General features: G+C 70.4%; 18 protein-coding genes. 11 read left to right on the plus strand and 7 right to left on the minus strand.

Features of this window, described 5'->3' with window-relative positions; all coding sequences use genetic code 11:
* Nucleotides 1–152 precede the first annotated feature (152 nt).
* A complete protein-coding gene (locus tag BLR99_RS15815; protein WP_011797587.1) occupies nucleotides 153–1,544 on the plus strand; it encodes an aminopeptidase P N-terminal domain-containing protein in 1,392 nt (463 codons plus the stop codon).
* A gap of 386 nt (nucleotides 1,545–1,930) precedes the next feature.
* Nucleotides 1,931–3,367 carry a pyruvate kinase gene (pyk, locus tag BLR99_RS15820; RefSeq protein ID WP_017438928.1) on the plus strand — a complete coding sequence of 479 codons (1,437 nt, stop codon included), beginning with the start codon at nucleotides 1,931–1,933 and terminating at the stop codon, nucleotides 3,365–3,367.
* Here pyk and BLR99_RS15825 read toward each other — a convergent pair.
* Nucleotides 3,300–3,890: a phosphatase PAP2 family protein gene (locus BLR99_RS15825; RefSeq protein ID WP_041827634.1), complete on the minus strand. Its 591-nt coding sequence runs from the start codon at nucleotides 3,888–3,890 to the stop codon at nucleotides 3,300–3,302. The two genes, pyk and BLR99_RS15825, sit on opposite strands and share 68 nt — an antisense overlap.
* Nucleotides 3,890–4,666, minus strand: coding sequence for a phosphatase PAP2 family protein (locus BLR99_RS15830; RefSeq protein ID WP_011797584.1), 777 nt, complete (start codon nucleotides 4,664–4,666; stop codon nucleotides 3,890–3,892). Before BLR99_RS15830 ends, BLR99_RS15825 begins: the two co-directional genes overlap by 1 nt.
* A 143-nt stretch (nucleotides 4,667–4,809) precedes the next feature.
* Here BLR99_RS15830 and BLR99_RS15835 point away from each other — a divergent pair, with 143 nt between their 5' ends.
* The 6 genes from BLR99_RS15835 to BLR99_RS15860 all read left to right on the plus strand — a co-directional run bounded on the left by BLR99_RS15835 (nucleotide 4,810) and on the right by BLR99_RS15860 (nucleotide 11,652).
* The gene (locus BLR99_RS15835) at nucleotides 4,810–5,508 is read left to right on the plus strand and encodes a response regulator transcription factor (protein ID WP_011797583.1); all 699 of its coding nucleotides are present in this window, start codon (nucleotides 4,810–4,812) and stop codon (nucleotides 5,506–5,508) included.
* A gap of 8 nt (nucleotides 5,509–5,516) precedes the next feature.
* On the plus strand, nucleotides 5,517–6,944 hold the full coding sequence (locus BLR99_RS15840) for a histidine kinase dimerization/phospho-acceptor domain-containing protein (RefSeq protein ID WP_011797582.1): 1,428 nt from the start codon (nucleotides 5,517–5,519) through the stop codon (nucleotides 6,942–6,944).
* A 113-nt stretch (nucleotides 6,945–7,057) separates the two neighbouring features.
* Nucleotides 7,058–8,122: a class II fructose-bisphosphate aldolase gene (gene fba, locus BLR99_RS15845; protein WP_011797581.1), complete on the plus strand. Its 1,065-nt coding sequence runs from the start codon at nucleotides 7,058–7,060 to the stop codon at nucleotides 8,120–8,122.
* A 131-nt stretch (nucleotides 8,123–8,253) separates the two neighbouring features.
* Nucleotides 8,254–9,012, plus strand: coding sequence for a hypothetical protein (locus BLR99_RS15850; protein ID WP_228193940.1), 759 nt, complete (start codon nucleotides 8,254–8,256; stop codon nucleotides 9,010–9,012).
* 104 nt (nucleotides 9,013–9,116) lie between these two features.
* Nucleotides 9,117–10,802 carry a long-chain-fatty-acid--CoA ligase gene (locus BLR99_RS15855; protein WP_011797579.1) on the plus strand — a complete coding sequence of 562 codons (1,686 nt, stop codon included), beginning with the start codon at nucleotides 9,117–9,119 and terminating at the stop codon, nucleotides 10,800–10,802.
* A gap of 88 nt (nucleotides 10,803–10,890) precedes the next feature.
* Nucleotides 10,891–11,652: a 5'-methylthioadenosine/adenosylhomocysteine nucleosidase gene (locus BLR99_RS15860; protein ID WP_011797578.1), complete on the plus strand. Its 762-nt coding sequence runs from the start codon at nucleotides 10,891–10,893 to the stop codon at nucleotides 11,650–11,652.
* 163 nt (nucleotides 11,653–11,815) lie between these two features.
* Here the strand turns inward: BLR99_RS15860 and corA are convergent, their stop codons facing one another.
* From corA to tsaB, 4 genes are all read right to left on the minus strand, one after another.
* The gene (gene corA, locus BLR99_RS15865) at nucleotides 11,816–12,802 is read right to left on the minus strand and encodes a magnesium/cobalt transporter CorA (RefSeq protein ID WP_011797577.1); all 987 of its coding nucleotides are present in this window, start codon (nucleotides 12,800–12,802) and stop codon (nucleotides 11,816–11,818) included.
* 219 nt (nucleotides 12,803–13,021) lie between these two features.
* Nucleotides 13,022–13,822 carry a uracil-DNA glycosylase family protein gene (locus BLR99_RS15870; RefSeq protein WP_011797576.1) on the minus strand — a complete coding sequence of 267 codons (801 nt, stop codon included), beginning with the start codon at nucleotides 13,820–13,822 and terminating at the stop codon, nucleotides 13,022–13,024.
* The gene (gene rimI / locus BLR99_RS15875) at nucleotides 13,819–14,292 is read right to left on the minus strand and encodes a ribosomal protein S18-alanine N-acetyltransferase (protein WP_011797575.1); all 474 of its coding nucleotides are present in this window, start codon (nucleotides 14,290–14,292) and stop codon (nucleotides 13,819–13,821) included. Before rimI ends, BLR99_RS15870 begins: the two co-directional genes overlap by 4 nt.
* Nucleotides 14,289–15,071 (minus strand): tRNA (adenosine(37)-N6)-threonylcarbamoyltransferase complex dimerization subunit type 1 TsaB, encoded by a 783-nt coding sequence (gene tsaB / locus BLR99_RS15880; RefSeq protein WP_011797574.1) that lies wholly within the window; start codon nucleotides 15,069–15,071, stop codon nucleotides 14,289–14,291. Before tsaB ends, rimI begins: the two co-directional genes overlap by 4 nt.
* A 199-nt stretch (nucleotides 15,072–15,270) precedes the next feature.
* On the opposite strand from tsaB, the gene dacB reads away from it, so the two are divergent.
* The 3 genes from dacB to BLR99_RS15895 all read left to right on the plus strand — a co-directional run bounded on the left by dacB (nucleotide 15,271) and on the right by BLR99_RS15895 (nucleotide 18,786).
* Nucleotides 15,271–16,731, plus strand: coding sequence for a D-alanyl-D-alanine carboxypeptidase/D-alanyl-D-alanine endopeptidase (gene dacB, locus BLR99_RS15885; RefSeq protein ID WP_046060659.1), 1,461 nt, complete (start codon nucleotides 15,271–15,273; stop codon nucleotides 16,729–16,731).
* 247 nt (nucleotides 16,732–16,978) lie between these two features.
* Nucleotides 16,979–18,073, plus strand: coding sequence for an SGNH/GDSL hydrolase family protein (locus BLR99_RS15890; protein WP_011797572.1), 1,095 nt, complete (start codon nucleotides 16,979–16,981; stop codon nucleotides 18,071–18,073).
* 20 nt (nucleotides 18,074–18,093) lie between these two features.
* Complete coding sequence (locus BLR99_RS15895) at nucleotides 18,094–18,786, plus strand: OmpW/AlkL family protein (RefSeq protein ID WP_011797571.1); 693 nt, start codon at nucleotides 18,094–18,096, stop codon at nucleotides 18,784–18,786.
* 104 nt (nucleotides 18,787–18,890) lie between these two features.
* Here the strand turns inward: BLR99_RS15895 and BLR99_RS15900 are convergent, their stop codons facing one another.
* Complete coding sequence (locus BLR99_RS15900) at nucleotides 18,891–19,841, minus strand: SGNH/GDSL hydrolase family protein (protein ID WP_011797570.1); 951 nt, start codon at nucleotides 19,839–19,841, stop codon at nucleotides 18,891–18,893.
* Nucleotides 19,842–19,909: the final 68 nt, after the last annotated feature.

Genomic DNA, 19,909 nt, shown 5'->3' on the forward strand with positions numbered 1-19,909 from the left:
CGGGCTGTACGGGAATCCGGCGTACCCTATACATGGCCCCGCCGAGGAGGGGCCGCCCTGTCGGTGGTAGAACCCGGTTCTGTGCGAAGGCCGGGCGAGGTACGCCCCCGCCGGCATCCCGATCCGCATTCCAGTACCAGACAGACCGAACGATGACCGCCCTTTCCTCCCTCCACGCCCGCCGTCGCGCCCACCTCGCCTCCCAGCTGGGCGAGGGCGGCATCGCCATCGTCCCCACGGCGCCCGAGCATCTGCGCAACCGGGACACCGATTACCTCTACCGGCACGACAGCTACTTCTACTACCTCACCGGATTCACCGAACCCCAGGCCTGGCTGGTGCTTACCGCGGAAGGGCGTTCCACGCTCTTTTGCCAGCCCAAGGACCTGGAGCGCGAGATCTGGGACGGCTACCGACTGGGGCCCGACGCGGCCGTGGAGGCGCTGGGCGTGGACGCCGCGCACTCGACGGCGCAGCTGGAGCTGCTGCTGCCGCGGCTGCTCGAAAACCGGGAGCGGGTGTGGTTCCCCTTCGCCACGCACGAGGGTCTGGCGGCACGGGTGGACGGCTGGCTGCAGAAAGTGCGCGCCCGCGTGCGCTTCGGCGCGCTCTGTCCGGCGCAGCAGGGAGACCTCTGCACCCTGCTCGACGAGATGCGGCTGGTGAAGGACGCGCACGAGCAGGACGTGATGCGCCGGGCCGCCCGCATCAGCGCAGGCGCCCACATCCGTGCCATGCAGTGCAGCGCGCGCATGCTGCGCGCCGGCGAGGACGTGCGCGAATACCACCTCGACGCCGAGCTGCTGCACGAGTTCCGCCGCCACGGCTCGCAGGCGGTGGCGTACAACTCCATCGTCGCTGCCGGTGCCAATGCCTGCGTGCTGCACTACCGCGCCGATGCTGCGCCCGTGCGCGCGGGCGAGCTGGTGCTGATCGACGCCGGCTGCGAGCTGGACGGCTATGCCAGCGACATCACGCGCACCTTCCCGGCCGACGGCCGCTTCACGGGGCCGCAGCGCGACGTGTACGACCTCGTGCTCGCGAGCCAGCATGCGGCCGTGGCCGCCACGAAGGCGGGCGCGCGCTTCAACGACCCGCACGAAGCCACCGTGGCCGTGCTGTCGCAGGGCCTGCTGGACCTGGGCCTGCTCGACAAGAGCAAGTACGGCTCCGCGCAGGACGTGATCGAGCAGCGCGCGTATTTCCCGTTCTACATGCACCGCACCGGCCATTGGCTCGGGATGGATGTTCACGACTGCGGCAGCTACGTGGAGCCGTCGGAGGTGGGCGACACCAGCGAGCGCAAGGACCCGCTGTCGGGCGAAACCATCACCAACCGCCCCAGCCGCATCCTGCGCCCCGGCATGGTCCTCACCATCGAACCGGGCCTCTACATCCGCCCCGCTCCCGGCGTGCCCGAGGCGTTCCACCACATCGGCATCCGCATCGAGGACGACGCGATCGTCACGGACAGCGGCTGCGAGCTGATCACGCGCGACGTGCCGGTGGAAGCGGACGAGATCGAGGCGCTGATGCGTGCCTGACGGGCGCCGCAGCGCAGGCCCTCCCAATGGGAGCTAACAGAAGCCTCCATGGCGCCTGACCGATCTGCATCCCGCATGTACCTGGACGCGGGGGGGGGGGGGGGGGGGGGGGGGGGGGGGGGGGGGGGGGGGGGGGGGGGGGGGGGGGGGGGGGGGGGGGGGGGGGGGGGCTGCCGGGCTGGACCGCTTTTTGTCCGCACTGAGCGACTGGCTGCCGGCAGGGCTGGTGCTTTCCAGGACGTGAGGCCCTCTTGGCATGTCGAGCGATGTTCTTTTTTGTTGGTGGTTTGGGACGTTCGGAGGCTGTCCCAATTTGCTGTAACCGGTTTTCATGCAGAATTGAAACCCGATTACATCCCAACGCCGTCCACAAGGAGACCACCCCCATGCGCATCCGCCGAGCCACCAAGATCGTCGCCACCCTGGGGCCCGCGTCGAGCGATCCGGTCCTGCTGGAGCGGATGATCGCCATGGGCGTGAACGTGGTGCGGCTCAACTTCAGCCACGGCACGGCGCAGGACCACATCGACCGGGCAGAGAAGGTGCGGGCCGCGGCCCAGCGCGCCGGCCGCGAAGTCGCGATCATGGCGGACCTGCAGGGCCCCAAGATCCGCGTGGGCAGGTTCGCCGAGGGCAAGGTCTGGCTGGAGTCCGGCGCTGCCTTCGTGCTCGATGCATCGCGCACCGAGCCCGGCGACGTGGCCGGCGTGGGCCTGGACTACAAGGAACTGCCCCGCGACGTGAAGCCCGGTGACGTGCTGCTGCTCAACGACGGCCTCATCGTGCTCACGGTGAACGCGGTGCGCGGCGAGCAGGTGCTCACCACTGTGCGCGTGGGCGGCGAGCTGTCGAACAACAAGGGCATCAACAAGCAGGGCGGGGGCCTCACGGCGCCGGCGCTCACGGCCAAGGACATGGAGGACATCAAGACCGCCATGAGCTTCCAGGCCGACTACGTGGCCGTCAGCTTCCCCAAGAACGCCACCGACATGGAAATGGCGCGGCAGCTCTGCAACGTGGCCGCCGCCGAGTTCCGCCACAAGCCGGGCCTGATCGCGAAGATCGAGCGCGCCGAGGCCGTGCCGCGCCTGGAAGAGATCCTGCGCGTGTCCGACGGCATCATGGTCGCGCGCGGCGACCTGGCCGTGGAGGTGGGCAATGCCGCCGTGCCCGCGCTGCAGAAGAAGATGATCCGCATGGCGCGCGACATGGACAAGGTCGTCATCACCGCCACGCAGATGATGGAGAGCATGATCACCAATCCGGTGCCCACGCGCGCCGAGGTGAGCGACGTGGCCAACGCGGTGCTCGACGGTACCGACGCCGTGATGCTCAGCGCCGAGACGGCCGCCGGCCGCTATCCGCTGGAGACGGTGGAGGAAATGGCCAAGATCTGCGCCGCCGCCGAGGCCGCCGAGGATCCGGAGCGCGATTCGGATTTCACGGGCCAGACGCTGGGCCGCATCGACCAGTCCATCGCCATGGGCGCGCTCTTCACCGCCCACCACCTGGGCGCCAAGGCCCTCGTGGCCCTGACGGACAGCGGCTCCACGGCGCTCTGGATGAGCCGCCACCGCATCCACATCCCCATCTACGCGCTCACGCCCAAAGTCGCCACCCAGCGCAAGATGGCCATGTACCGCAACGTGCGGCCCCTGCTGATGGATACCAGCGTGGACCGCGACACGGCGCTGGAGCAGGCCGAAAGCCACCTCAAGAGCCGCAACATCGTGCAGCAGGGCGATCTCTACGTGATCACCTGCGGAGAGCCGATGGGCGCACCCGGCGGAACCAATATGCTGAAGATCTGCCGCGCCGGCTGATCCACGCGCGCAGCATCCGGTGGGCCGGCCACGCGCAGGCCATGCCCACCAGCGCGCCGGCCACCACGTCCGACGGCATGTGCACGCCCAGGCACAGGCGGCTCCAGGCGATGGCGGCCGCGATCCCGTAGGCCAGCCACCGCCAGAGGGGCGGCGTGCCGCGCCCCAGGCCCCGCACGAAGCCGCGCGCCAGCGCGAAGGCCGCCGCCGCATGCATGCTCGGGAAGCCCGGGCGGGTACCCTGCTCGATCCACTGCATACCCAGGCCGAGTTCCGCCGGGCGCGGGATGTACACCAGCTCGCGGAAGCCGCGCACGGCGCACCAGGCGAGCAGCATCGACAGCAGCCCGCAGGCGGCGGCACGACGCGTGGCCGGCAGCCCGCGCGCGAGTTCCAGCAGCAGCAACAGGCCGGCGAATACGGGCAGATCCTCCGACAGCCAGCGTGCGGCGGCGATGACGTCGGCCGGCGTGGCGGTCGTGGCGTTCAGCGCCAGGAAGAGGGTGGTGTCGAGGCCGGTCATCATCGGGCCGTGTCGATGCCGTCGGGCAGTGGGGCGCCCGGCAGGGGGCGCAGGCGCTGCAGCGCGGCCATCGCGAGATCGCAGGCCCAGCCCGTGGTCCAGCACAGCCAGGCCGTCCACAGCGTGTGGCTCATGAAATGCGCACCGCGCACCTGCTGCGCCAGGCCGAGCGTGAAGCCCGCGGCGAGGGAGGCGGCCAGCCACCAGCGGGCCACGCGCGGCAGGCATCGGCGCAGCGGAAAGTAGCCTCCCAGGAACGCGAAGCCGGCAGCGGCATGGCCGGCAGGAAAGCAATGGCCGCCACCGCCGTCGAACATGCCGCGCGACCAGTGCGAGACGTACCGGGCCACGCCGCCGAACTCGGCCAGATCCCACGGACAACTGGTGGCGCTGGCCCGCTTGAAGACCGCGATCACGGCGAGCGCGAGCAGGGCGCTGGCTGCCATCTGCATGCGGTCCGCGGTGGCGAGCCGGCGCAGCCAGCCCACCGGCCACCAGACCGAGGCGGCCAGCAGCACCATCAGCACCCAGCCCGCGCGCCGCGCGTCCTCGTGCATCACGGACACGAAGAACCAGTTGTCGCGCAGCGGAAACCCGCCGGCGTTGCCGAAGACGCGCGCGAGCGCGGTATCGAAGGCGGTGGCGTCCCAGGCGGCGATGAGGCCCAGGCAGGCCAGGGTGCAGAAGAGGGTGCCGGCCTGGAGGCGGGAGGGCGAACCTGCGGCCCCCGCGGCGGTGGCTGCGGACGGCGGGGTGGAGGAGTGCGCGGAAAACATGGAGCGCGACCTTAGGGAGCGTGCATTAACGCCGTCTTAATGACCCCACGGCCCGCTCCCCTCCGTGGGGCCGGGGCCGTGGCTTCCGTCATGCTCACGCGCGCGTATGGCGCCGCGCCGCGGGCACCGCCACAATCGGCGCCATGAGAATCCTCGTAGTCGAAGACGATGACGGCATCGCCGCGGGCCTGCGGGCCAACCTGCAGCAGCGCGGCTACGCCGTGGACGTGTGCGGCGGCATCGCCCCGGCCTGGAGCGCGCTGCGATCCGAACGGTTCGATGCCGTCCTGCTGGACCTGGGCCTGCCCGACGGGGACGGCGGCGAACTGCTCACGCGGCTGCGTGCGGCGCCGCCCGCCGCGCCGGGCGGCCAGCCCGGCAGACTGCCGGACCCGGCCACGCCGGTGCTCATCCTGACCGCGCGCGATCAGGTCCACCAGCGCATCGCCGGCCTGGACCAGGGCGCGGACGACTACCTGGCCAAGCCGTTCGACGTGGACGAACTGGAGGCGCGGCTGCGTGCCCTGCTGCGCCGCGCCGCGGGGCGCGCCTCGCCCGTCATCCGCGTGCACGACATCGAACTGGACCCGGCGGCGCGCACCGTGCGGCGGGCCGGTCAACTGGTGGAGATGTCGCCGCGCGAATTCTCCGTGCTGCTGGTGCTGCTCGACGCCCGCGGGCGCGTCCTCTCGCGCCAGCAGATCGAGGAGCGCCTCTACAACTGGCAGAGCGGCGTGGAGAGCAACGCCATCGAGGTGCACATCCACCACCTGCGCAAGAAGCTCGGCAGCGAGCGCATCCAGACCATGCGCGGCGTGGGCTACTTCGTTCCGTGGGAGTGACCGGCGCCATGGCCTCCGCACCGCAGCGCCCTGCCGCGCGCATCCCCTCCCTCACGCGCCGCCTGGTGCTCTGGACGCTCGGCGCGCTGCTGGTCGTGTGGGCCACCTTCGTCGGCGTGGCCTACCTCACCGGCATCGAGGAGGCCGACGAACTCACCGACGGGCACCTCGCCAGCGTCGCGGCCCTGCTGCTCAACCTGCGCCCCGGCGAGACGGTGGACCCGGCCGACGCCACGCAGCGCGCCCCCACGCCCTGGCTGCGGGCGCACGATTACCAGCAGTCGCTCAACGTGGTGCAGTGGGACGCTTCCGGCCGCCTGCTCTCGCACAGCGGCGAGGCACCGCTGCCGCCCTTCGACGTGCCCGAAGGCTTCGCCACCCTGCACCTTGGGCAGAAGTCCACGCCCTGGCGCAGCTTCTCGCAATGGGACGGTCCGCGCTCGCGCAAGGTGGCCGTGCTGCTCGACCTGCAGGAACGCGACGACCTCGCCGAGGACATCGCCGCGCAGATGGTGCAGCCCGGCCTGTGGCTGCTGCCCGTCGTGATGCTGGTGCTGGGCTTCGCGGTGCGGCGCGGCCTGCGGCCGCTCTACACCCTGTCGCACGACGTGGCCGCGCTGGACGTGGCCGGCGCCGGGCGTCTGTCCACCGGCGAGACGCCGCGCGAGTTCGAATCCGTCGTGGCCTCCATCAACACGCTGCTCGACCGGCAGCAGGAGGCGCTGGTGCGCGAGCGCCGCCTGGCCAACGAAGTGGCGCACGAATTGCGCACGCCGCTGTCGTCCATCGTGCTGCAGGCCCGGGCGCTCGGCGGCGGCCTGGACGGCCCGGCGCAGGCGGAGGCGCTCGCACGCATCGGGCAGGACGCACTGCGCGCCGGCCATGTGCTCAACCAGCTGCTGGCGCTCGCCCGGGCCAGCCGCACGCGGCTGCACGAGCTGGAGGCGGAGCTGGACCTGGCGGCGCTGGCGCGCAGCGTGGCCGCCGACTTCGCCCAGGCCGCCTGGCAGCACGGCGCCGCGCTGGGGGTGGCGGCCGACGTCCCGGTGCCGGTGCGCGGCAATGCCGTGCTGCTCGACATGGCGCTGCGCAACCTGGTGGAGAACGCGCTGCGCCACACACCGGCCGGCACGCGCGTGGAGATCCAGGCCGGTCCCCTGGGCGCGGGCGGCGGCTGGCTGCAGGTGTGCGACGACGGCCGGCGTGCCACGGAACCCGGAAACGCTTCCACCGCCGTGCCGGGAGCCCTGGAAGGGGCACGCGGTGCCGGCAACGCGCGTGCGCCGGTGGACAGCCTGCACCTGGGCCACGAGATCATCGCCCGCGTGGCCGAAGCGCACGGCGGCCGCTTCGCCGAAGCCGCGGCGCCCGCGCCTTTCACCACGTGTTACCGGGTGGAACTGCGCACCGCCGCAGGGGCGGGTGCCCCCGGCTAAAATGTTCCGGTTACGAAGCGGTTACCACCGCCGGCCCGCCGAGAATGCCCCGGCCCGCCGTGCGCTCTGCACGGGCCGGACGCTCCATCCCCACCCTTGAATGGAACCACCCCATGCCACTCGTCTCGATGCGCGAAATGCTCGACCATGCCGCTGAAAACCGCTACGGCATCCCCGCCTTCAACGTCAACAACCTGGAGCAGGTGCAGGCGGTGATGTCGGCGGCCGACGAGGTCGGCGCCCCGGTGATCCTGCAGGCCAGCGCCGGCGCCCGCAAGTACGCCGGCGAGCCCTTCATCAAGCACCTCATCCAGGCCGCCGCCGAGATGTACCCCCACATTCCCCTGGTGATGCACCAGGACCACGGCACCAGCCCCGAGGTGTGCCAGGGCGCGCTGGACCTGGGCTTCGGCTCGGTGATGATGGACGGCTCCCTGATGTCCGACGGCAAGACGCCGTCGTCGTTCGACTACAACGTCGATGTCACGCAGAAGGTCGTGGCCATGGCCCACAAGGTCGGCGCGACGGTGGAAGGCGAACTGGGCTGCCTGGGCAACCTGGAAACCGGCGATGCCGGCGAGGAAGACGGCATCGGCGCCGAGGGCAAGCTGGACCACAGCCAGATGCTGACCGATCCCGAAGAGGCCGCGCAGTTCGTCAAGGCCACCCAGCTCGACGCGCTGGCCATCGCCATCGGCACCAGCCACGGCGCCTACAAGTTCAGCCGCCCGCCCACGGGCGACATCCTGGCCATCAGCCGCGTCAAGGAAATCCACGCCCGCATCCCCAATACCCACCTGGTGATGCACGGTTCCTCCTCCGTGCCGCAGGAGCTGCTGGCCGTCATCAACCAGTACGGCGGCAAGATGAAGGAAACCTACGGCGTGCCCGTGAAGGAAATCCAGGAAGCCATCAAGTACGGCGTGCGCAAGATCAACATCGACACCGACATCCGCCTGGCGATGACCGGCGCCGTGCGCAAGTTCCTGGCCGAGAACCCCGACAAGTTCGACGCCCGCGAGTGGCTCAAGCCTGCCCGCGAAGCCGCCAGGCAGATCTGCAAGCAGCGCTACATCGAGTTCGGCTGCGAAGGCCAGGGCGCGAAGATCAAGGGCCGCTCCCTGCAGGAGATGGCCGGCCTGTACGCCTCGGGCGCGCTGGCACAGGTGGTGAACTGACGCACCGGGGAGCGGGGCTGCGGGTCCGGGTTAAGCTCGCACTCCGCCTTTCGGCCGGGTCGCGCCCTTCGTCGCGGCCCGGCCGGATGTCCGCGGGGTTCTTCCGCATTCCTTTCGAGGCGCCCAGTTCCGTGAAAAAGCCGCCCCTGTCGTTTCTGCCCGCGCGCGCGGGTCTATGCCTTCCCCTCGCCGGGGCCGTCCTGCTGACCCTCGCGGCCTGCGCCCCGGTGAAGCCGTCGCTGCCGCACGTCGGCCGGGCCCAGGTTGAACTGCCCCCGGGCGACTGGGAAGTGCTGCAGCCCGGCAAGCCGATGGTCGTGGACGTGCTGCCCGACGACACGGCCGACGACCTTCCGATGGAAACCACCATCATGGCCCTGCGCGGCCCCGGCAAGGACCGTCCGCTGCTGGCCCTGGTCTTCGTGCAGACCAATGCCACCAATTACCCGCGCGACACCACGCTGTGGACGCTGCCCTGCCCGCAGCAGGATGGCGTCTTCGTGGAGGACCGCACGCGCGCAAGCCCGGCCCGCGCCGACTGCCTGCGCTACCGCCGGCGCGCCGATACGGGCAATTACCTCGCGCTCAGTCGCCCCGGGGTGTCCCGGTGGATGGCGGAGCAGCGCATGGCCCCCGGGGTGCCCTATTCGCACGTGATGTACCGCTACGCGAACAACCGCGGCGGCTTCATCTCGGTGGACGTGGTCGCGGCCCAGAGCCTGCTGCGGCCCGTCACCCACACCAACGACGAGTTCCTCGTGGCCGGGCGGCCCGCCTTCCGCTGGAGCGAGAAACTCGCAGACGCGGCGCGCCTGAGCGTGTCGATGATGGACGGGCGGATGGTCTTCCCTCCGTTCCCCATTTCGCCGGCGATTCCTCCCGCGCAGTGACGGCCCGGCGGGGCGGGCGCTAGGGTAAGCCCAGACACGCGCCCGGGGCCGGTACCCCGAGAATGCGGGTTCCTTTGTAACAGCAGGTTCTGGAGACATACAGCATGAACGACCGTCCGTGGCTTGCCGCGTACCCCGAAGGGGTGCCGGCCGACATCGACCCGACGCAGTACCCGTCGCTCGTCGCCCTGATGGAGGAGGCCTTCCGGCAGCACGCGGACCGCACGGCCTACAGTTTCATGGGCAAGGACATCCGCTTTGCCGACACCGAAGTGCAGAGCCGCCACCTGGCCGCCTACCTGCAGGGCCTGGGCCTCGTCCGCGGCGACCGCGTGGCGGTCATGATGCCCAACGTGCCCCAGTACCCGGTCGCCGTCGCCGCCATCCTGCGGGCGGGTTTCGTGGTGGTCAACGTGAACCCGCTCTACACGCCGCGCGAACTGGAGCACCAGCTCAAGGACTCGGGTGCGCGGGCGATCATCATCATCGAGAACTTCGCCGCGACGCTGCAGGCCTGCATCGCCGCCACGCAGGTCCGGCACGTGGTGCTGTGCGCCATGGGCGACCAGCTGGGCCTGCTCAAGGGCATGCTCGTGAACTACGTGGTGCGCAAGGTCAAGAAGATGGTGCCGCCCTTCTCGCTGCAGGGGGCCGTGCGGTTCAACGACGCGCTGGCGCGCGGCGCGCGGGCCAGCCTGGCCAAGCCCGACCTGCGGCCCGACGACGTCGCGCTGCTGCAGTACACGGGCGGCACCACCGGGGTGTCGAAGGGCGCCGTGCTGCTGCACCGCAACCTCATCGCCAACGTGCTGCAGTCGGAGGCCTGGAACGAGCCCGCGATGCGCAAGATCCCGGAGGGCGTCCAGCCCGCGAGCGTGTGCGCGCTGCCGCTCTACCATATCTTCGCGTTCACCGCGAACATGATGCTGGCCATGCGCACCGGCGCCAAGACCATCCTGATCCCCAACCCGCGCGACCTCGCCGCGGTGCTCAAGGAACTCTCCAAGCACACCTTCCACAGCTTTCCGGCCGTGAACACGCTCTTCAACGGCCTGGCCAACCATCCGGACTTCAACACGGTGGACTGGAAGAATCTCAAGGTGTCCGTCGGCGGCGGCATGGCCGTGCAGAGCGCGGTGGCGCGCCTGTGGCTCGAGAAGACCGGCTGCCCCATCTGCGAGGGCTACGGCCTGTCGGAGACCAGCCCCTCGGCGAGCTGCAATCCCGTCACCACGAAGGAATACACCGGCACCATCGGCGTGCCCCTGCCCAGCACGCGCATGAAGCTCATCGACGACGAAGGCCGCACGGTGACCGAACCCGGCCGCACCGGCGAGATCGTCATCCACGGCCCGCAGGTCATGGCCGGCTACTGGCAGCGCCCCGACGAGACGGCCAAGGTCATGACCGAGGACGGCTACTTCAAGACCGGCGACATCGGCACCATGGACGAGCGCGGCTTCTTCAAGATCGTGGACCGCAAGAAGGACATGGTGCTGGTCAGCGGCTTCAACGTCTACCCGAACGAAGTGGAAGACGTGGTGGCCACGCTGCCGGGCGTGATGGAGTGCGCCGTGGTGGGCGTGCCCGACGAGAAGACCGGCGAGGCCGTGAAGCTGGTCATCGTCAAGAAGAACCAGGAATTGACCGAAGCGCAGGTGCGCGAGTTCTGCAAGTCCAACCTCACCGGCTACAAGCAGCCGCGCGTGATCGAGTTCCGCGAATCACTGCCCAAGACACCCGTGGGCAAGATCCTGCGCCGCGAGCTGCGCGACAGCAAGAAGTCCTGAACGGGACTTCGCCCGGCGGCCGGCGGCGCGATGCCGCCGGCTTTTTTTATCGCTGTGTCTTTCGTCGCCGGCAACGGCGTTGCCCTCCATGCTCCGAACCGCCATCCTGAGCGCCCTGCCCGAAGAACAGGCGGGTCTGTCCTCCGCCCTGCTATCGGGCGAACGCATCGTGCACGCCGGCAGGACGTTCTTCTGCGGCACGCTGGAGGGGCAGGACGTGGTGCTGGCCCTGTCGGGCATCGGCAAGGTGGCGGCGGCGACTACCGCCACGGCGCTCATCGAGCGCTTCGGCGCCGCGCGCATCGTGTTCACCGGCGTGGCGGGCGGCCTGGGTGACGGCGTGCGGGTGGGAGACGTGGTGGTCGCGCACGATTACCTGCAGCACGACATGGACGCGTCGCCGCTGTTTCCGCGCTGGGAGCTGCCCGGCTACGGCCGCGCGCGGCTGGCGTGCGATCCCCCATTGGCCGCCATGCTCTCGGCCGCGGTGGACGGCTGCCTGCAGGATCCGGACCTTGGCACGCCGGCCGGCGGCGTGGACGGCCCCGCGCGCGCACCCCGCCGCCACGCCGGCCTCGTCGCCAGCGGCGACCTGTTCGTCTCCACCGCGGCCGGTGCCAAAGCGCTGTGCGACGCACTGCGCGCCGCGGACCACGACGTGCTGGCCGTCGAGATGGAAGGCGCCGCGGTCGCCCAGGTCTGCGCGGACTATGGCATCCCCTTCGGCGCCGTGCGAACGATCTCCGACCGCGCCGACGACACGGCGCACGTGGATTTCGCCCGCTTCGTGGAGGCCGTGGCCGCCCGCTATGCGGACGGCATCATCCGCCGCTTGCTGCAAATGCTTTAAACCAGGAGAGCTGCCGATCCACAGCGTGATGCGACAGCCTCCGATGCTTCCCCGTGCCACGCAGGAGGCGCGGCCCAGGCCGGCATACGCCGCGCCACCGGCTCCGCCGCGCCACCGGCGTCGTTCCTCCAGGGGGGAGCGCGCGCAGCGCCTCAGCGGGGATTCACTTCAACCATCCGCGCTTACGGAAATACCACATGGGTCCCACCGCGCTCGCCACCATCAGCGCGATGCCGTAGGCGTAGCCGTAGGTCCACTGCAATTCCGGCATGTACTGGAAGTTCATCCCGTACACGCTCGCGATGAGCGTGGGCGGCAGCAGCGCCACGCTCGCCACCGAGAAGATCTTGATGATCTTGTTCTGGTTGATGTTGATGAAGCCGACCGTGGCATCCATCAGGAAGTTGATCTTGTCGAACAGGAACGCCGTGTGGTTGTCCAGCGACTCGATGTCGCGCAGGATCTGCCGCGCGTCCTCGAACTGCTCGGCGTTCAGCATCTTGCTGCGCATCATGAAGCTCACGGCGCGGCGCGTGTCCATCACGTTGCGGCGGATGCGGCCGTTCAGGTCCTCCTGGCGCGCGATGGCGGCCAGCACCTCGCCGGCGCGGGCGTCCGTCACGTCGCCCGCCAGCACCTGGGTGCTCACTTCCTTCAGTTCGTCATAGATGCCCTCGAGCGTGTCGGCGGAGTATTCCGCGTCCAGGTCGAAGAGCTTGAGCAGCACTTCCTTGGCGTCCTCGATCAGGCCGGGCGCCCGGCGCGCGCGCATGCGCAGCAGCCGGAAGACGGGCAGGTCCTCGTCATGGATGGAGAACAGCACGCCCTTGCTCTTGAGCGTGTCGTTGACCAGGTTGAGGATGAACGCCACGCGCACCGAGCGGGGGTTGTCCTCGTCGTCGATCAGGAAGTCGCTGCGGATATGCAGCTCGCCGTTGTCTTCCTCGTAGAAGCGGGCGGATTCCTCGATGTCCTCGTCCATCGCGTCCGCGGGGATCTGCAGGCCGTAGTGCTGCTTGATCCAGCGCTTCTCTTCGAGCGTGGGCGATTCCAGGTCCACCCAGATCGGCTGGAAGCGGGCGAGGTCTTCCAGGGATTCGATCTCTTCCTGGACGAGGCGGCCGTTGGCGAGCGTGAAAATGTTGAGCATGGGCTCGTTCCCGGTGGGTTGGCGCGGCGGCGCCGTTGGCGAAGGGATGACGCAAGGGTGCTTTCAACCCCCCGAAAGCCCTGGGCATGCCGGGAGTTGAAAGCTACCGACTAGGGTAGGTTTCCACGGAGCTTTCTCCAAAAAAGCAAGCCGCGAATTATCGCATCGCGGCAGAGCGGCTGTGTGACGGCCGCGTGTCATGCCGGGGCCAGCGAGCGGTCATCCGGGTGGCGGCGCCGAAGCCGCGCGCACCCTGGCGAGCGCCCGGCACAGGTCGGCCCAGGCCGCGGCCTTGGCTTCGGGCGCGCGCAGCAGATAGGCCGGGTCGTAGGTGACGACCGCGGGCGTGCCGTCCGGCAACTGGTGCGCCGTGGCGCGCAGCCGGCCGAGCGGCTCGCGGCTGCCCAGAACGGCCCGGGCGGCCGGCAGGCCCAGCACCAGCACCATCGCCGGCCGCAGCGTGGCGATGGCGGCCTGCAGCGATCCTGCGGTGTCCTCCTCGCCCTCTGCTGCCCCGGGGGCGGCCCGCTCCACGGCGGAAAAATGCGCGCGCGGATGGCGGTGCAGGCGCATCGCGCGCAGCATGTTGTCCAGCAGCTTGCCGGTATCCCCGGACAGCGGCGCCCCGGGCGACGGGCTTTCGCCGACCACGAGCCAGCCGCTGCCGAGCTCGGCGGGCGCGGCGGCGGGGTCCGCCTGCGGATAGAGGGGCAGCGGCGCATGGAGTCGCAGCAACGGCCCGGTGGCCTCCGGCGTGCGCGCTCCGGCGGCGGGCGCTGCTGGGGGAGGCTGCACGGGGGCCGCGGGCCGCGGCGTGGCCGGCGCGGGCGCCTGCCGCACGCCGGTGCCCCCGGCGGGAGGCGGGGCGTGGACGGCGGCGGCACGGACGGGTACGGCCGGCTGCGTGGCCGGTGCCGGGGCTGCCTGCGCCTCGGCCGGTGCCACGGGGGTGGGTGCCCATACGGTGATGCCCATTTCGGCCAGCATGGCGCGCTGGCGGGCGTCGAGGTCGAGGCTCATAGGGGGCGGCTCATCACGATGGCATCTTCTCGGCCCCCGTCCGCCGCGGGGTAGTAGCGCTTGCGTTCCCCCACGGTGCGGAAGCCGTGGGCCAGGTAAATGTCGCGGGCGCGCTGGTTGCTCACGCGCACTTCCAGCCAGAGCCACTGCGCCCGCTGGCCACGTGCCCAGAGCACGAGCGCGTCGAGCAGCACGCGCGCCCAGCCCTGGCGCTGGTGGGCGGGCGCGACGGTGAGATTGAGCAGGTGGACTTCGTCCACGCCGCGCATGGCCACGAAGTAGCCGATCAGCTCCCCGTTGCCGGCCACCAGCAGCGGCGCTTCGTAGCCCGCGGCCAGCGCATCAGTGAAATTGCCGCGCGTCCAGGGATGCGAATAGGCCTGCCGCTCGATCTCCAGCAATGCGTCCAGGCGTCCTGGCGTGAGCGGCTCGAAGCGGACTTCGTCCGGATGGGGGAAATGGACGCTCATGGCTGCGGGGACGCGCCAGCGCCCGTGGCGCTGGATGGGTTGCCGGCAATGGATGCCGCCTCGCGGGCGGCAGCCCGCTCGGCCGTGGTCTGCGCCACCTTGTCGCGGACGTAGCGCGGTAGCGCGCCCTCAGCCGGCACCGCCTGGCCGGCGGCCAGCAGCGCGGGCGCCAGGCGCAGCAGCGCCGCGGCCGTGGGCAATGCGGCCACGTGCGCCGCGGCGGGTGCGCCGGGCGCGAGGCGCTCCCCGTAGGCGGCGCGGGCATTGCCGGCCACGGCATGGCCTTCCGGCACCTGGACGGCTTCAGGTGCGCAGAGTCCGAAGGTGTCGCCGTCCGCTGCCTGCCATCCTCCTTCGGCATGCCATGCATAGCGTGCCGCATAGACCTCGTCCATCCGCGCGTCGAGCACCGCCACCACCTGCGTGCAGCCGTGGGCGGCGCGGGCCTCCTCGGCGACCGCGAGCAGGGTGTCCACCGGCAGCACGGGCACGCCCGCGCCGCCCCGGGCGCCGAATGCCAGGCCCTGGGCCACGGCGCAGGCCGTGCGCAATCCGGTGAAGGAACCGGGCCCGCGGCCAAAAACGATGGCGTCCAGCGTATCGAACGACAGCCCGGCCTCCGACAACAGCTCCCGGATCGCCGGCAGCAGTCCGGCCGACGCATGGGCCCCGCCGGGGGCGCTGCGCTGCCAGAGGCACGCCGGTCCGCCGTCCGCCGCCGGCCGCTGGACGGCGATGGACAGGGTGTCGGTGCTGGTGTCGAAGGCGAGCAGGTGCATGGTGGGATGGGGGCTGCGGACCCGCGGCCGCGGTGCAGGTCGGGTGGGGCGTGCAAGAGGGGGATTATCCGCGCTGCGCTCCGGGCGGGGTGCGTCAGGGGGATCGCTAGACTCCCGGGCCATGCCCGCACAGACCCTTTCTCCGTCCCGCCGACCCTCCTTCGCTCCCTGGGGCCGCCTGCTGGCCCTGGGGGCCTGCATGGCCTGCGGGGGCCTTTTCGCGCCCCTGGCGCTCGCCCAGCCGCAGAAAGCCCTCCCGGCCGCCGCCGGACGCCCCGCAGCGGTGGTCCGCACGGCCGATACCGCCCTGCCGGCCGCGGTGGAGGCTGCCCTGCAGCGCGCCAAGGTGCCCTCCGATGCCGTCGCTTTCGTGGTGGCCGATGCCGACGGCCGCCAGCCGCCACGCCTGTCCTGGCGCGCGCAGGAGCCCATGAATCCGGCATCGGTGATGAAGCTCGTCACCACCTACGCCGCGCTGGAACTGCTGGGGCCGGCCTATACCTGGGACACCCCCGTCTATCTCGACGCCAGGCCGCAGGGCGGCAGCCTGCGCGGCAATGTGTACATCAAGGGCGTGGGCGACCCGCAGCTGGTGATGGAGCGGCTCTGGCTGATGCTGCGGCGTCTGCAGGCACAGGGCGTGCAGGTCATCGTCGGCGACATCGTGCTCGATCGCTCCGCCTTCGACCTGCCGTCCCACGACGCCGGGCTGTTCGACGGCGAGCCGCTGCGCCCCTACAACGCCGCGCCGGACGCGCTGCTGGTCAATTTCAAATCGGTCACGCTGACCTTCGTGCCCGACGTGGCGGCCGGCTTGGCGCGCGTGGCGGCCGAGCCGCCGATGGCCGGGGCGCCATGGCCGTCCACGGTGCCGCTCGCGGCGCCGGGCTCGGAATGCGGCGACTGGCGCGCGGCGCTGCGGCCCGAGGCGGCGGCAGGCGGTGCCGTGGGCGGCGTCGCCTTCCAGGGCGTGTTCCCTGCGGCCTGCGGCGAGCGCGTCTGGTCCGTCGCGCCGCCCGATCCGCAGGGCTTCGCGGCCCGCGCCGTGGAGGGCATGTGGCGCGAACTGGGTGGCAAGCTCACCGGCAGCGTGCGGGAGGGGCGGGTGCCCGCGGGGCTCGCGCCATCGTTCACGGTGTCGTCCCCGCCCCTGGCCGAAACGGTGCGCGCCATCAACAAATACAGCAACAACGTGATGACGCAGCAGCTCTTCCTGACCATCGCGCTGCAGAAGAACGGCACGGCCACCTTCGACGGCGCGCGCAATGCCGTGGCCCAGTGGTGGCGCCAGCGCGTGCCGGCGGCCGAGGCGCCCGTGCTGGACAACGGCGCGGGCCTGAGCCGCGAGGCACGCGTGAGCGCTGCGTCGCTCGCGCGCATGCTGCAGGCCGCCTGGGCCTCTCCCGTCATGCCGGAACTGCTCTCGTCCCTGCCCATCGCTGGAACCGACGGCACCCTGCGCCGTTCCGCGATGGGGCGCGCCGCGCGTGCCGCGCATCTCAAGACCGGCACGCTGCGCGACGTGTCCGCGCTCGCCGGCATCGTGCACGCAGCGGGAGGGCGCCGCTACGTGGTCGTGGCGCTGGCCAACCACCCCAACGCCGCGGCGGCCCGCCCGGCCATGGAGGCCCTGGTGGACTGGGCCGCGTCGGAGCGCTGAGGCCAGGGCACGATACGCGCACGCCACGGCAGGTATGCGAGTCTTGCGCTGGAGTTGACCGCGCGACTTATCTTCCAGACCGGGCGGGCGTGGTATCGGTAATTCCCCTGCCCTGGGTGGAATGTGTGCAGGATTACGATGGGTTCCGATAAAGCGCACGATCGTGCTTTTTTAACCAGACGGAGCAAACGTGATCTCTAAAACCATCTACAACAGAGCGTCCTGGTCCGTGGTGGCCGCCGCCTGCATGCTTGCGGCCTGCGGCGGTGGCGGTTCCGACACCGCACCGGCGGCGCGGGTGACTTCCGTGAAGGTCATGGGCGACAGCCTGGCCGACAGCGGCACCTTCGGCCTCAAGTTCACCGTGCAGGGCACGGCAGCCACGGGCGCGGGGTCCACGCAGATCTGGCCGGAACGCGTCGCGGCCAATTACAGCCAGACGCTGTGCGCCCACTACCTCTTCAACGGCGCCTCGTTCACCGTCAACCCCGCGTGCACCAACTACGCGGTGGGAGGCGGCCGCATCAACAATCCCACGGCACCGAATGCGCCCGCGTCGATCACCCAGCAGATCAAGGATGCCGGCTCGGCCGGGTTCTCCGACGGCGATCTCGTCCTGATCGATGGCGGCGGCAACGATGCCGCGGACATCATCGGCGCCTACCTGCGGGTGCCCCGCGACGGGGGGGCAGCCTACCGCGCGCTGCTGCTCACGCAGCTCGACGCGGCCACCGTCGCCAATGCCTTCGCCGCAGGTGCGGCCGGGCTCGCTCAGGCGGGCGGCCTGTACATGCAGGCGCTGGCCACGCAGTTCGCCGGCACCATCCGCTCCAACGTCCTGGAAAAGGGCGCCAAGCGGGTCGCCGTGCTCAATGCGCCCGGCGTCACGCTCACGCCGCGCTTCCGCTTCGTGCTGGCCGGTGTCGCCGCCGCCAATGGCGCCGCGGCGGCCACCCAGGCCGCCGCCGTGTTCGACGGCTGGGTGCAGGCCTTCAATGCCCGCCTCGGCGCTTCGTTGAGCGGCGACAGCCGGGTGACGGTGGTCGATTTCTACAGCAACTTCAAGGACCAGGCCACCAACCCGGCGCAGTACCAGCTGACCAACGCGACCACGCCGGTCTGCCCCGCGACCGGCGTGGACAGCGATGGCCTGCCGACCTACAACTTCCCCACCTGCACGGCCGCCGCGCTGTCTGCCGCCACCCCGCCCGCAGGAGCCACCGGCGGCGCCGACTGGTGGAAGAGCTACGGCTTCGCCGACAGCTTCCATCCCACGCCCTATGGCCATCAGCTGATCGGCCAGCTGGTGGCACGTTCGCTGGCCCAGGCGGGCTGGCTCTGATGCGGATAGGAGTGTTCGCCATGGCTCGATTCCTCTCTTTCCGTCCTTCCGCCGCCGCGCTGGCCGCCGGTGCCCTCGCCCTGCTCGCATGTTCCGGCGCCTCCGCGCAGGTCGCGGGCACCTGGAGCGTGCGCCTGGGTGCCACGCACATTTCGCCGCAGGTCAAGAGCGGCAACCTGTCCGCCCCGGCCTTTCCCGACACCCGGGTGGATGTGGGATCGGACACCGCATTCACGGGCGGCATCAACTACATGGTGACCGACAACTGGGCGGTCGATGTGCCGTTCGGCCTGCCGTTCAAGCATGAATTCCGCGGCGCCGGCGCCATCGACGGCGTGGGCAAGGTCGGCGAGACCAAGGTGTTGCCCGCCACCGTGTTCGCGCAGTACCGCTTCGGCGAGGCGAAGTCCGCCTTCCGCCCCTACGTGGGCCTGGGCGTGACCTACGCCAAGTTCTTCAAGGAGCGCACCACCGCCACGCTGAACGGCCTCACGGGCGGCACGCCCGCCAATCCCACGACGGCGTCCATCGACGACAAATGGGGCATCACGCCGCAGATCGGCTTCGTCTGGAACATCAACGACAAGTGGTTCGTCGATGCGGCCTACTACAAGAGCTTCCTGAAGACCAGGACGCATCTGTCCAGCGGCCAGACCATCGACATCCGGCTGAATCCCAACGTCTTTGCCGTGGGCATCGGCTACCGGTTCTGAACCCAAAGTCGCAGTGGCACATGAAAAAGCCGACCCTCGGGTCGGCTTTTGCGTTGGCGCTCCAGGTGCCGGACCGCACCGGCCCAGGCCGGCGCGACCCCGCTTCACCAGCGGGCGCGCAGGCGGTCGTAAGCGTAGGTGCCGAACTGGCGGTGGGCGGACGGCGTCATGTAGATGCTGTCGGCGAACACGTAGCGGTTCTGGTCCGCGCCGCTCACCAGGGTGGACGCATTGCAGCGCAGGGAGCTGACCTGGCCCGCGCCGATGCCGATGTCGTTGCCCGAAGCGACCGACGTGCAGACCGGGTTGTCCTTGTTGGTGAAGTTGTATCCGCCCGGCGAGCCGATGAACAGGTTGCCGTAGTACTCCAGGTCCACGTAGAGCACGGTCTTGCCCAGATCTTCGATGTTCACGAGCAGCGACTGGTTGAAGCGCGTGCTGGCGGTGCTCAGCAGGCTCTGCTGGCCCAGCGCCACGGCCCAGGGGCTCTTGCCGAGATCGTAGGTGCCGATGACCACCACGTGCTTGGCGCCCGCGTTCGACAGGCGGCGCACCTGGGCGGCCAGTTCGGTGCCGGCGGTGGCCGCGGCCGAGAGGAACTGGTCGCTCGTCATCGTGCCGGCCGTGACGGCGGACATGCCGGCGATGAGGTCGCTGATGCCGCCGTTCATGAGCACCAGGTCGTTGCCGCCCAGCGTGTTGGATGCCAGGAACGTGGTGATCTGCTGGGTGGTGGACGGTGCCGAGCCCCCCGCGGCATCGGTGGATGCCGTCACCCGGGCGTTGCCCCGGGCGTAGGCCATCCCGCCAGAAGCGGAGGGCGCGAGCGGGCGACCGTAGTTGTTGGCGATCTGCAGCGTCCAGTTGTTGATGGAGCCGTCGTTCACGGTGTAGAGGGCACCGTTCTGGCCGACGTCGGTGAAGCCATCGCCGAAGGTGATGATGCGATCGGGCGTCAGGGCCGACTCCGTGGTGCTGGAACCGCAGGCTGCCACGAGCGCCGCCGATGCGCAGGCGGCGATCAGGAAGGAGCGGCGCATCCAATTTGCTGCCATATGTTGTTCTCCAGGAAAATTGAGCAAGAGTGTAACGACTGGCGCTGTAAGGCTTTGCAACCGGGGGT

It is taken from the genome of Paracidovorax citrulli (genome assembly GCF_900100305.1).
Lineage (GTDB): Bacteria > Pseudomonadota > Gammaproteobacteria > Burkholderiales > Burkholderiaceae_C > Paracidovorax > Paracidovorax citrulli.